General features: G+C 74.3%; 13 protein-coding genes. 6 read left to right on the top strand and 7 right to left on the bottom strand.

What is annotated here, in order from left to right:
* Positions 1-105 precede the first annotated feature (105 nt).
* The 5 genes from EAO70_RS22925 to EAO70_RS22905 are packed head-to-tail and all read right to left on the bottom strand — an operon-like array spanning position 106 to position 5073.
* On the bottom strand, positions 106-849 hold the full coding sequence (locus EAO70_RS22925; protein ID WP_148004682.1) for a VIT family protein: 744 nt from the start codon (positions 847-849) through the stop codon (positions 106-108).
* Positions 850-874: 25 nt separating this feature from the next.
* Positions 875-2098 (bottom strand): amidohydrolase family protein, encoded by a 1224-nt coding sequence (locus tag EAO70_RS22920; protein ID WP_148004681.1) that lies wholly within the window; start codon positions 2096-2098, stop codon positions 875-877.
* Positions 2098-3381 carry an amidohydrolase family protein gene (locus EAO70_RS22915; protein ID WP_148004680.1) on the bottom strand — a complete coding sequence of 428 codons (1284 nt, stop codon included), beginning with the start codon at positions 3379-3381 and terminating at the stop codon, positions 2098-2100. Before EAO70_RS22915 ends, EAO70_RS22920 begins: the two co-directional genes overlap by 1 nt.
* Before the next feature lie 10 nt (positions 3382-3391).
* Positions 3392-4276 carry an SDR family NAD(P)-dependent oxidoreductase gene (locus tag EAO70_RS22910; protein WP_148004679.1) on the bottom strand — a complete coding sequence of 295 codons (885 nt, stop codon included), beginning with the start codon at positions 4274-4276 and terminating at the stop codon, positions 3392-3394.
* Complete coding sequence (locus EAO70_RS22905) at positions 4276-5073, bottom strand: acetoacetate decarboxylase family protein (protein ID WP_148004678.1); 798 nt, start codon at positions 5071-5073, stop codon at positions 4276-4278. The genes EAO70_RS22910 and EAO70_RS22905 overlap by 1 nt, the downstream gene beginning before the upstream one ends.
* 95 nt (positions 5074-5168) lie before the next feature.
* Between EAO70_RS22905 and EAO70_RS22900 the strand changes: the two genes are divergently transcribed.
* From EAO70_RS22900 to EAO70_RS22875, 6 genes are all read left to right on the top strand, one after another.
* The gene (locus tag EAO70_RS22900; protein ID WP_148004677.1) at positions 5169-5837 is read left to right on the top strand and encodes a TetR/AcrR family transcriptional regulator; all 669 of its coding nucleotides are present in this window, start codon (positions 5169-5171) and stop codon (positions 5835-5837) included.
* Entirely contained in the window at positions 5834-6823 is a 990-nt protein-coding gene (locus EAO70_RS22895; protein ID WP_148004676.1) for a DEDDh family exonuclease, read from the top strand. Before EAO70_RS22900 ends, EAO70_RS22895 begins: the two co-directional genes overlap by 4 nt.
* 64 nt (positions 6824-6887) lie before the next feature.
* Complete coding sequence (locus tag EAO70_RS22890) at positions 6888-7121, top strand: hypothetical protein (protein ID WP_148004675.1); 234 nt, start codon at positions 6888-6890, stop codon at positions 7119-7121.
* A gap of 107 nt (positions 7122-7228) precedes the next feature.
* Positions 7229-8095: an SURF1 family protein gene (locus EAO70_RS22885; RefSeq protein WP_148004674.1), complete on the top strand. Its 867-nt coding sequence runs from the start codon at positions 7229-7231 to the stop codon at positions 8093-8095.
* A 34-nt stretch (positions 8096-8129) separates the two neighbouring features.
* Positions 8130-9920 (top strand): glycoside hydrolase family 15 protein, encoded by a 1791-nt coding sequence (locus EAO70_RS22880; RefSeq protein ID WP_148004673.1) that lies wholly within the window; start codon positions 8130-8132, stop codon positions 9918-9920.
* Positions 9921-9924: 4 nt separating this feature from the next.
* Positions 9925-10680 (top strand): SDR family oxidoreductase, encoded by a 756-nt coding sequence (locus EAO70_RS22875; protein WP_148004672.1) that lies wholly within the window; start codon positions 9925-9927, stop codon positions 10678-10680.
* A gap of 3 nt (positions 10681-10683) precedes the next feature.
* On the opposite strand, the gene amaP is transcribed toward EAO70_RS22875, so the two are convergent.
* Together amaP and EAO70_RS22865 are read right to left on the bottom strand one after the other, a co-directional pair.
* On the bottom strand, positions 10684-11271 hold the full coding sequence (gene amaP / locus EAO70_RS22870) for an alkaline shock response membrane anchor protein AmaP (protein ID WP_148004671.1): 588 nt from the start codon (positions 11269-11271) through the stop codon (positions 10684-10686).
* Between the two features lie 4 nt (positions 11272-11275).
* Positions 11276-11896: DUF6286 domain-containing protein (locus tag EAO70_RS22865; RefSeq protein WP_261992990.1), on the bottom strand; the 621-nt coding region annotated here is incomplete at its 5' end.

Here is an 11896-nt window from a genome sequence, read left to right as displayed (position 1 = left end):
CCTTGCTGTCGGACGGTTGTACGACGTTCGTCGTACATCGCGTGCGGTGCTTCCGCGCGGCGGGTGCGGGTCGGCGCGGTGGCGGGGGCGGGCGCCGTGGGGCGGCTAGACGCCCGTCGACCCGAGGAGGGAGCCCGCGCCGTAGGTGACCGCCATCGCCAGGGCTCCGCCGGCCACGTTGCGGAGGATCGCGCGGCCGGCGGGGGCGGCCCCCAGGCGGGCGCTCCACCAGCCGGTGAGGGCGAGGGCCGCGAGCACGGAGAGCACCGTGACCCAGAGCCGGGCCGAGGCCGGGGGCAGGACGATCGCGAGGAGCGGGAGCAGGGCGCCGACGGTGAAGGCGAGGCAGCTGGCCGCGGCCGCGTGCCAGGGGACGGTGAGCCGGTCGGGGTCGATGCCCAGCTCCACGCGCGCGTGGGCGCGCAGCGCGTCGCGGGCGGTGAGCTGCTCGGCGGCCTCGCGGGCCACGTCGGTGGAGAGGCCGCGGGCCGCCAGGAGGCCGGTGAGTTCGGCCAGTTCCGCCTCCGGGTCCTCGCGGAGTTCGCGCCTCTCCTCGGCGAGGGCGGCCTTCTCGGAGTCGCGCTGGGTGGAGACGGAGACGTACTCCCCCGCCGCCATCGACATCGATCCGGCGAGCAGCCCGGCGAGGCCGGCGGTGAGCAGGGCCGCCTGGGACTCGGTGGCGCCCGCGACGCCGACGACGAGGCCCGCGGTGGAGACGACTCCGTCGTTGGCTCCGAGCACGGCGGCCCGGAGCCAGTTGAGACGGGAGCCGAGGCCTCCGCCGGGGGTCTCGGCGGCCGGGGTGTCGGCGGCGGGTACGTCGGTCGGCTGGGGTGCGTCGGTCACGTCCGTGAGCGTCGCACCCGGCGGGTCACCAGACGCGGACCGACCCGCCCGGGGCGAAGGCCGGGCTGGTGGCGCCCGCGGGGACCTCCTTCAGGGGCTCGGCGATCTCCTCGACGCGCGGGCCGTGGACGGCGGCGAGGGGGGCGAGGAGGCGGAGGTCGAAGCCGTAGACGCGGGCCGCGTTGCCGCCGACCATCGCCGCGACCTCCTCCGTCGGCAGTCCGGCGTAGGCGATCCGGAGGCCTTCGCGGGAGTACGGCGTGGTGCCCTCGTCGTGCGGGTAGTCGCTGCCCCACATGATCTTGTCGAGGCCGATCCGGTCGCGGAGCGGGACCTCGTGGGGCCGCATGAAGCTGGCGCCGACGAAGCAGTTGTCGCGCCAGACGGTGCTGGGTCCCCTGCCCATGGCCTCGGCGAGGCCGGCGCCGAACTTGGACTCGGCGGTGGCGGCCCGCGTCGCGGCCGAGACCAGCCGGCCGTGGTAGTAGTCCAGCATGTCGAGCACGCCCGGGATCCAGCCCGAGCCCTGTTCGGTCAGGACCAGCCGGAGCCCCGGGTGGCGCCGGAAGGCCCCGCCGAACACCAGGTGCCACAGGGCCCGGTGGGAGAACCAGGTCGTCTCCACCATGAAGACCGCCCGGGCGGCCGGTTCGTCGCCCAGCGGCGGCGACGCCGAGCCGCCGTGGTGGTTGACGGGGACGTCGAGCTCGGCGCAGACCGCCCAGATCGGGTCGTACGCCTCCGAGTACAGCTCGGGCACGGGCGAGCCGGGCGGCACGCCGGGGAGCAGGACGCCGCCGGTGAGCCCCGCCGCGCGGGCGCGGCGGATCTCGGCGACCGCCGCGTCCACGTCGTTGAGGAGGATCTGCGCCACCCCGGCCCGGCGCCCCGGGGCGGCCGCGCAGAAGTCGGCCAGCCAGCGGTTGTGCGCCTGGAGTCCGGCCCACCGCAGCTCGTACTCGGCCGCGGTGGGCGGCTGGGCCATCAGGGAGGCCTTGGGGAAGAACGGCGGGACGGTGTTGGGGAAGACGACCTCGGCGACGATGCCGTCCGCCTCCAGCTCGCGGAGCCGGCGATCGGAGTTCCAGTTGCGGTCGGCGGTGTCGGCGAGCAGGTCCTCGTACGGGTTGACGTAGGAGGCCGCCCAGGCGTCGAAGGCCTCGTGGTGGCGGCTCTCCAGGTACGGGCGGTAGTCGAGGAGGTCGGCGCCGGCGTGGCAGTCGGCGGAGATGACGGTGTAGCGGTCCATCAGCTCACCCCCAGGGTGGGGAAGTCGTGGTCCGTGAGCCAGTGGCGGCCGACCTCGCGCGAGCGGGCCCAGGAGGCCTCGACGGCGGTCTGGTCGGCGGGCTGGCCGAGGTCGGCGGGGGTGGGGCCGATGCGGCGGGCGATCGGCTCCAGCGTCGGCAGGTCGAAGCCGAAGACCTCGGCCGCCGCGAGCCCCAGCATCCGGCGGGTCTCCGTCACCGGGATGTCGTGGAAGGTCCGCCGCAGCCAGCCGCGGGTGTCGGGCCAGGTGCCCTCCGGGTGCGGGAAGTCGGAGCCCCACAGGATGTTGTCGACGCCGATCTCGTACCGCTGGGCGAGTTCGCGGCGTTTGGTGTTGGTGGCGCAGACGAAGACCTGCCGGTCCAGGTACTCGCTCGGCGGGCGCCTCAGTTCGGCGAACGGGGACAGCTTCTTGCCGCCGTGCGCGCCGAGGTAGAGCCGGTCCATGAACCAGAGCAGGTTGGGCAGCCACCAGCAGCCGGACTCGGCGACCCCGAACCGCAGTCCGGGATGCCGCTCGAAGACGCCCGACCACAGGAGGAACCACAGCGGTCGGGCCGGCCACCAGGTGACCTCGGAGACGTAGATGCCGAGGTGGTCGCCGTACTCCTCGCGGGGTGCCGCTCCCGAGTGGGTGACCAGCGGCATCCCCGTCTCGGCGGCGGCCGCCCAGACCGGTTCGTAGACCCGGTCGTGGTAGGGCGCCTTGTCCACCCACATGGAGGGGATCATCAGCGCGCCGAGTCCGGACTCCCTGGCCCGGTGGATCTCGGCGACGACCTTCGCGGGCTCGGCGGTGATCGGCAGCAGCGCGACTCCGCAGTGCCGGGCGGGGTTCCGGCCCACGAACTCGGCGAGCCAGCGGTTGTGCGCCTGCGCGCCCGCCATGCCCAGCTCGGGGTCCTGGTCTCCGGAGAGGCCGAGGCCGACGCCGAAGGGCGCGGCGGTCCGGCTGTCGACGGCGTCCGCGTCGGGGAAGACGACCTCGGCCGCCACCCCGTCGCCGTCGAGCTCCTTGAGGCGCTGCCCGGCGTCCCAGCCGCCCCGCAGCCCCTCCTCGTGGTCGCTGAACCACTGCTGCGCGAAGGCCTCGTTGCGGACCCCCAGCCGGGTCATGGCCTCCCGGCGCGCCTCGCGGCCGGCGAGGAAGTCGTCGAAGGCGCGGTGGAAGCGGGAGTCCAGATAGGGCCGGTACTCCTCGGTGGGGAGTCCGGCGTGGCAGTCGGAGGAGATGATCAGATACGGGTCGTTCGGATCGGCCATCACGGCCTCCTCAGTCGAGAATGAAGCTCTCCAGGTACGACGGGTCGGCGCGGTCGAGCATCGACCGCGAGCGCGCCCGGATCTGCCGGTCGCTGTGCTCGCTCTCCGGCAGCATCCAGAAGCGGTCGGCGCGGATGCCGTCGACGACGTGCTCGGCGACCTCCTCCACCGGGGTGAAGGCGACCTCGTGGCCGGCCTCCCTCATCGCGGCCTCCCACTGGTCGAGGCTGCGGTACGGGGTCCTGCGCGGGCGCTCCTTGGCGTACCGCTCGGGTCGGTTGCGGTGCGACTCCCAGAGGCCGGTGCGGAGCATGTACGGGCCGGGGAAGAGCACGGAGGCGCCCACGCGCGCGTGCTCGGCCCGGAGGTGGGCGTAGAGGGACTCGGTCATGGTGACGACGGCCGCCTTGGTGACCGCGTACACGGAGGCGGTGGGCAGCGGGGCGATGCCGCCGTCGCCGGAGGAGGTGTTGACGACGTGGCCGGGCTCGCCACCCGCGAGCATCCGGGGGACGAAGGCCTGGATGCCGTGGAAGACGCCCCAGACGTTGACCGAGAAGGCCCACTTCCAGTCGTTGGGCTCGTGCTCCCACATGCGGCCCTCGGCGCCGGAGCCGACCCCGGCGTTGTTGCAGAGGACGTGGACGGCGCCGAAGGCCGTGTACGCGGCGTCGGCGAACTCCCGCACCGCGTCGGGGTCGGAGACGTCCACGGTCCGGGCGAGGACCCGCGCCCCGGCGGCCGTGAGCTCGTCGGCGGCCTCGGCGAGCGCGCCCTCCTCGATGTCGCCGAGGACGACGGCCAGGCCCTCGGCGGCGAAGCGGCGGGCCATCGCGAGGCCGATGCCGCTCGCCGCGCCGGTGACGACGGCGACCTGTCCCTCCCGCAGCTCCATCAGGCGCTCCCCTCGGGCGGTCCGTCGAGGATCTGCTGCGGGTCGTCGTACCGCTGGTGGATGTACGGCAGGAGGGCCTGCGCGGAGACCCGTTCGGCGACCGCGCCCTTCTGGTCGGTGGTCTTCTCGCCGAGGGTGATCTCGACGAGCCGGCGGACGGGGAGGTCGGCGACCGGGTCGTACATGGACTCGCGCAGCACCACGTCGCCGGTGACGCGCTCCAGCCGGCGGACCTTCTCGTGGCGGACGCAGTGGACGAGGACGGGGTCGGCGTCGAAACCCGAGCCCTCCACGCCCGGCAGGAACTTGAAGTAGAAGTCGGTCCGCTCGGCCGGTTCCGGGAGCGGCAGCGGCCCGGAGACCGCGCCGCGCACCTCGACGAAGTCGATGCCGTGCCGTCCGAGCGCGGCGCGGACGACGAGGCCGTCGCGCTCGACGACGACCTCGCCGAGCTTCTTCGGTTCGCCGAAGACCTCCCGGCCGCCGACGAGGGCGCGTTCGTGGGTCATCGGCATGACCAGCGGGTACCAGCCCTCGCGGTCGCCGTGGGCGGCGGCGACCGCCACCGAGCCGGCGCCGAGCGGGTAGCCGGGCAGGTCGACCTGGGAGATCGTGGCCCGGACGAGGGGCCGCGCGGTGGGTTTCAGCGGGGGCGGCAGGACGGCCGCCACCACCTCCGGATCGGTCTCCCAGAGGGCGACCACTCCGGTGGACCAGATGTCGGGGAGCTTCGCGCTCCTGGTGCGGGCCGCCGTGATCTCGGCGTCCGTGCGCGCCCCGTACCGTACTCGTGCCATGGCGTACCACCCTTCGGGGGGTCGAGTCTGTAACACAGTTACACCGACGGCGATGAAGGGTAAAGACCCGTGCACGCACAGGAGTTGGGGGACGGATGGCGCGCGCCGCACTCACCCGCGAGGAGGTCCTGGAGGCCGCCGCCGCCCTGGTGCGCCGGCACGGCCCGGACGCCCTCACCATGCGCAGGCTCGCGGCCGACCTCGGCACCGCGGTCACCTCGATCTACTGGCACGTCGGCAACCGCGAGTCGCTGCTCGACGCCCTGGTGGAGCGGACGGTCGCCGACCTCGACACGATCCGGCCGCGCGGCGCGACCCCGGCCGAGCGGCTGGTCTCGGTCGCCCGCGCGCTGCGCCGCGCGCTGCGCGAGCGCCCCCATCTGGTCGCGATGGTCCACGAACGGGGCCTGACGGAACGCATGTTCCTGCCGGCCCAGCGCGCGCTGGTCCACGAGGCGCACGCCGCGGGACTGCGCGGGGCGCACGCGGCGCGGGCCGTGCGCGCGGTGCAGTTCCAGGTCGTCGGCTTCGTCCTGGTGGAGCGCAACCGGGAGCGCGCGCCGGCGCAGTCGCCCGCCGAGGAGGAGTTGTGGAGCGGTGAGGACGCCGAGTCCGACGCCCCCCTGGCGCGGGCGCTCGCCGCTCCGGTCGACACCGAGCGGCTGTTCGTCGACTCGGTGCGGGCCCTGGTCGACGGACTCCTCGCCGGGGCTCCCGGGGGCACCGGGGACGGAGCTGTCGGCCGCGGGCCGTATTCTCTGTGACCGTGCTTGACGACCGAACGACAGCAGCGACGTGGCCGGCCGCCTACCCGCAGGGGTACGCGGTCGTCGACGTGGAGACCACCGGACTCGCCCGCGACGACCGGATAGTGTCGGCTGCCGTCTACCGGCTGGACGCCCAGGGGAACGTCGAGGACCACTGGTACACGCTGGTCAACCCCGAGCGCGATCCGGGTCCCGTCTGGATCCACGGGCTCACCACCGACGTCCTGGAGGGCGCGCCGCTCTTCCCGGAGATCGCGGCGGAGTTCGCGGCCCGGCTGGACGGGCGGGTGCTCGTCGCGCACAACGCGATGTTCGACTGGCAGATGATCGCCCGGGAGTACGCGCGCGCGGAGTCGGCCGCGCCGGTGCGGCAGCGGCTGTGCACGATCGCGCTCGCCAAGGAACTGTCGCTGCCGCTGCCCAACCACAAGCTGGAGTCGCTCGCCGCCCACTTCGGCGTCGTCCAGCAGCGCGCGCACCACGCGCTGGACGACGCGCGCGTGCTCGCGGAGGCGTTCCGGCCGAGCCTGCACACGGCGGCCGAGCGCAACGTGCGGCTGCCGCTGCTCGAATGCCGGCCGCTGACCGAGTGGGCCGCGTCGCCCGCGCCGCAGCCGCGGATCGGCCACCAGGCCGGGTACGGCTCGTCGTACCGGGCGGGGAGCTGGCGCCCCTCGCGGAAGCGGCCGCCGTGCCCGTACCCCAACCCGGGCCGGTACGAGACGGACAGACCGCTCAGGCAGGGCATGCGGGTGGCGTTCTCGGGGGACACCTCCGTCGACCGCGAACTCCTGGAGGACCGCACGGTCGAGGCCGGGCTGCACGTGGCGGGGAGCGTCTCCCGGCTGACCAGCCTCCTCGTCACCAACGACCCGGACGCGGCCACCTCCAAGACCGTCAAGGCCAAGACCTTCGGCACGCCGATCGTCGACGAGGCCGCCTACACCCAGCTGCTGCGGGACGTGGCCCCGGCAGACGGGTGACACCCCCGGCCCGGCGGGCGTGCCGCGCGGCGCCCGCCGGGGCGTGAGCCCCACCCTGTGGCGCATGGCACGTTGTGAGGTCTGCGGAAACGATTACGGCATGTCCTTCGAGGTACATGCACAGGGCGCGGTCCATGTCTTCGACTGCTTCGCGTGCGCCATCCACCGCATGGCGCCCATCTGCGAGCACTGCCGGGTCCAGATCATCGGACAGGGCGTCGAGGTCGACGGCAGCTGGTTCTGCGGCGGCCACTGCGCCCGCGCGGAGGGAAAGGTGGGCATCGTCGACAGGGTCTGAAGGACGGCGGGGTCCGGGGAGACGGCCATCGGCCCGCCTCCGCCCGGCCTCCCCGCGAGCCGCCCCCCCGTGCGTGCACCCCGTGGACCGAGTTGTACGGTCATGGGGTGTACCGCTTCTTGTTGTCCCGGCAGTGGGTGATCCTCACCCTCATCGCCCTCGTCCTCGTCCCGACGATGATCGAGCTGGGCTTCTGGCAGTTCCACCGGCACGAGCGCCGGGTCGCCCAGAACGCCCTGATCGCGGACAGCATCGCGGCGAAGCCGGTCCCGGTCGAGGAGCTCACCTCCCCCGGGCACACGGTCCCCCGCTCCGACTACTGGCGGCCCGTCACCGCCACCGGCACCTTCGACACCACCCACGAGGTGGTCGTCCGGCGCCGCACCTCCTCCGACGAGCGGGTCGGCGTGCACATCCTGACCCCGCTGGTCCTCCGGGACGGCCTGGTCGTCCTGGTCAACCGCGGCTGGGTCCCAGCCGCCGCCGACCAGCACTCCTTCCCGCCGGTGCCGCCCGCTCCCAAGGGCGAGGTCACCATCACCGGCCGGCTCAAGGCCGACGAGACGACCGGCGCGAGCGGCATCAAGGACCTGAAGGGCCTCCCCGACCGCCAGGTCATGCTCATCAACAGCGGGCAGCAGGCGCAGCTCATCGGCCGCGAGGTGCTCGGCGGCTACCTGGAGCAGACCGGACCCGAGCCCGCCGGCGACACCCCCGAGCTGATCCCCGAGCCCGACCACGAGTCGATCGGCGCCCACATGGCGTACGCGGTGCAGTGGTGGCTCTTCGCCGCCGGCGTCCCCGTCGGCTGGGTGATCCTGGTCCGCCGCGAGAAGCGCGACCGCGAGACCGCGGGCGCTTCGGGCGCCGCGGGCGCCTCCGGGGCCGGCGGAGACGACGCCCCGGACGCCCCGGACACCCCGGACGGCCCCGGGAGCCACGCGGCTGAGGCCCAGGCCACTCCGTCCCGCTGATTGACCACCGCCACTTGCGGGAACAGCCCAAAGAGTGACGCAACGTATCGACGACTACGCCCTCATCGGCGATCTCCAGACGGCCGCACTCGTCGGCCGTGACGGATCGGTCGACTGGCTGTGTCTGCCCCGGTTCGACTCGGCCGCCTGCTTCGCCTCGCTCCTCGGTGACGAGGAGAACGGCCACTGGCGCATCGCACCGAAGGGCGCCACCAGCTGCACCTCCCGCCGCTACGCCGACGGCACCCTCGTCCTGGAGACCTTCTGGGAGACCCGTACGGGCACGGTCAAGGTCGTGGACTTCATGCCGCAGCGGGACACGGCCCCCGACCTGATGCGGATCGTCGAGGGGATCAGCGGGAGCGTCGAGATGAGCTCCGTCCTGCGGCTCCGCTTCGACTACGGCTCGGTCGTGCCCTGGATGCGCCGCTCCGACGGCCACCGGGTCGCGGTCGCCGGGCCGGACGCCGTCTGGCTGCGCAGCGAGCCGCCCGTGAAGACCTGGGGCCAGCAGTTCTCCACCTGCTCCGCCTTCACCGTCGACGCCGGCGAGAAGGTCGCCTTCGTCCTCACCTGGCACCCCTCCCACGAACCGCGCCCAGACCTCGTCGACCCGTACGAGTCCCTGGAGCACTCCCTCGCGGACTGGCGCGAGTGGTCGGACCGCTGCACCTACCGAGGCCCCTACCGGGACGTGGTGCTGCGCTCCCTGATCACCCTCAAGGCCCTCACCTACGCGCCGACCGGCGGCATCATGGCCGCCCCCACCACCTCCCTGCCGGAGGAGATCGGCGGCGTGCGGAACTGGGACTACCGCGCCTGCTGGCTGCGCGACTCCTCCCTCACCCTCGGCGCGCTGCTCGCCGCCGGCTACGTCGACGAGGCGCGCGCCTGGCGGGACTGGCTGCTCCGCTCGGTCGCCGGCGACCCGGCCGACCTCCAGATCATGTACGGGCCCGCCGGGGAGCGGCGGCTCCCGGAGACGACCCTGCCCTGGCTGCGCGGCTACGCCGACTCGGCGCCGGTACGGACCGGGAACGCGGCCGTGGACCAGTTCCAGCTCGACGTGTACGGCGAGGTCATGGACTCGCTCCACCGCGCCCACGAGGCCGGGATCCCCGCGGAGAAGCACGCCTGGAACCTCCAGCTGAGCCTGCTCGGCTTCCTGGAGTCGACCTGGCGCGAGCCCGACGAGGGGCTGTGGGAGGTGCGCGGCCGGCGACGGCACTTCACCCACTCGAAGGTGATGGCCTGGGTGGCCGCCGACCGGGCGGTGCGGACCCTGGAGGCGGACCCCTCGCTGCCGGGGGACGCGGCCCGCTGGCGGACCATGCGCGACGAGATCCACGCGCAGGTGTGCGCGCGGGCCTTCGACCCCGTCCGGAACACCTTCACCCAGTCGTACGGCTCGCAGGAGCTGGACGCCGCGACCCTGCTGATCCCGCAGGTCGGCTTCCTGCCGCCGGACGACCCCCGGGTGCTGGGCACGGTGGAGGCGGTACAGGCCGAGCTGCTGCACGAGGGCTACGTACGCCGCTACAGCACGGACGGCGGGACCGTGGACGGGCTGCCGGGCCAGGAGGGCACCTTCCTGGTCTGCTCCTTCTGGCTCGCGGACGCGCTCTGGCTCTGCGGCCGGCGCGAGGAGGCCCGCGCGCTCTTCGAACGCCTGGTGGCCCTCTGCAACGACGTGGGCCTGCTCGCGGAGGAGTACGACCCGGTGACGGACCGCCAGCTGGGCAACTTCCCGCAGGCGTTCAGCCACATCGGCCTGGTGGGCACGGCGTTCGCACTGGCAGCCGAGGACGAGGACCCGGCAGGATAGGTCCATGGATCTTGGGATGAAGGACCGTGTGTACGTGGTGACCGGGGCGACGCGGGGGCTCGGGCGGGCCTCCGCCGAGGCGCTGCTCGCCGAGGGGGCCAGGGTGCTGGTCACCGGCCGCGAGGAGAAGACCGTCGCCGAGGCGGTGGCCGAGCTCGGGCCGAACGCGGCGGGCGTCGTCGCGGACAACACCGACCCCGGGACCCCCGAGCGGCTGATCGCCGAGGCGCGGGCGCGGTTCGGCGGCTTCGACGGCATCCTCGTCAGCGTCGGCGGGCCGGCCCCCGGCTTCGCCGCCGACAACACCGACGAGGAGTGGGCGGCCGCCTTCGACACCGTCTTCCTCGGGGCCGTACGACTGGCCCGCGCGGCGGCCGCCGCCCTCGACGAGGGCGGCGTCATCGGCTTGGTGCTGTCCGCCTCGGTCCACGAGCCGATCCAGGGCCTGGCCCTCTCCAACGGGCTCCGCCCGGGTCTCGCCGGCTTCGCGAAGTCCCTCGCCAACGACCTGGGGCCGCGCGGGATCCGGGTGATCGGACTGCTGCCCAGCCGGATCGACACGGACCGGGTGCGGTTCCTGGACTCCCTCTCGGGCGACGCGGACGCGGCCCGCGCCGCCAACGAGGCGGAGATCCCGCTGCGCCGCTACGGCACCCCGGAGGAGTTCGGGCGGACGGCGGCCTTCCTGCTGTCGCCGGCCGCCTCGTACCTCACGGGCCTGATGATCCCGGTGGACGGCGGGGCGCGCGCCGGGTTCTGACCCTCAGGCGACCCTGCGGGCCCGGTGCTTCACCGCCCGCAGGCGCGCCTCGGTGGGCAGCGCGGGCAGTCCGGCGGACGTCCGGGCGTGAGCCAGTGCCTGTCCGCTGAGCGTGGTGAGCGCGGCCCCCGGGGAGGCGTACGGCTCCAGGTGGAGCGCGACGCGGGTGCAGGGAGCCGCGCGGCGGCCCGTGAGGGCGACCCGGGCCCGGGACACGCCCTCCTGCGCGGTGGCGTCCGCCTCCAGGACGCCCTCCAGGGCCCGGCCGCGCAGCACCGCCACCTCGCCGTCGCCGCTGTCGACGACGACCTCGGCGAGCCGGGCCCGCCGGAACTGGGCGAGCAGCCACCACAGGGCCAGCAGGACGACGAGTCCGAGGACCGCGATGACCACCGGCCACCACCAGCCCTCCGACCGCCAGCGCTGCCGGTCCGCGGTGGAGAGCAGTACGTCCGAGGGGCCCGACCAGGGCCACCAGGACGGTACGGACAGGTCGAGGGCGGCGGCGAGGACGCCGCCGCCGAGGAGGAGCAGCACCAGCCCGGCGAGACCGAGCAGGAGGCGGTTGACGCGCCGGAGGACGACTCTCACCGGATCATCCCTTTCTGGGCGGCCTGGCCACCCGGACCGTGACGGCGGGCGGGTGGGCGAGGCCGAGTTCGTCGACGCCGGCCGTCAGCGCCGACTCCACGTCGGCGCGGACCTCGTCGAGGTCCCGGAAGTGCGAGACGGCCTTGACCGCGGCCTTGGAGCGGCGGACGCGGACCTTGGCGGACTGCACCCCGGAGACCTCCATGGCCCGGTCCCGCAGGGCGAGGGCGGCGGCCTCCCGGTCGAGCCCCGCCCGTACGTCGGCGTGTTCGCGGCGCATCGGGAGGATCTCGCGCAGGCCGGGGGTCGCGGCCAGCACCAGGAGCCAGACGCCGAGGACGGCGGCGACGGCCGCGCCGACGACGACCCAGGTGTCGTCGAGCGGCCGGGTCGCGAGGCCGTCGGCGAGTTCGCGCCGCCAGGCCATGGCCCGGCGGTCGGCGCGTACGGCCGCCACGTCGTAGAGCAGGAGTCCGGCCCCGCCCACGACGAGGGCCGCGAGCACGGCGGCGGGGACGCGCCGGGTCGCCCAGAAGCGGCGGACGCGGCCCGTGGGGGCGTCGGCCGGGGCGGGGACGCCATCGGGGCCGAAGGTGTCCCCGGCACCGGCAAGACCGGCCCCGGG

Source organism: Streptomyces sp. adm13(2018), assembly GCF_008042145.1.
Classification (GTDB): Bacteria; Actinomycetota; Actinomycetes; order Streptomycetales; family Streptomycetaceae; genus Streptomyces.
This window is presented reverse-complemented; position numbering and strand designations above follow the sequence as displayed.

Coding starts and splice junctions, on each gene's coding strand:
- EAO70_RS22875 (WP_148004672.1), top strand. CDS start 9,925: ATGGATCTTGGGATGAAGGACCGTGTGTACGTGGTGACCGGGGCGACG.
- EAO70_RS22890 (WP_148004675.1), top strand. CDS start 6,888: ATGGCACGTTGTGAGGTCTGCGGAAACGATTACGGCATGTCCTTCGAG.
- EAO70_RS22920 (WP_148004681.1), bottom strand. CDS start 2,098: ATGGACCGCTACACCGTCATCTCCGCCGACTGCCACGCCGGCGCCGAC.
- EAO70_RS22910 (WP_148004679.1), bottom strand. CDS start 4,276: ATGGAGCTGCGGGAGGGACAGGTCGCCGTCGTCACCGGCGCGGCGAGC.
- EAO70_RS22905 (WP_148004678.1), bottom strand. CDS start 5,073: ATGGCACGAGTACGGTACGGGGCGCGCACGGACGCCGAGATCACGGCG.
- EAO70_RS22900 (WP_148004677.1), top strand. CDS start 5,169: ATGGCGCGCGCCGCACTCACCCGCGAGGAGGTCCTGGAGGCCGCCGCC.
- EAO70_RS22915 (WP_148004680.1), bottom strand. CDS start 3,381: ATGGCCGATCCGAACGACCCGTATCTGATCATCTCCTCCGACTGCCAC.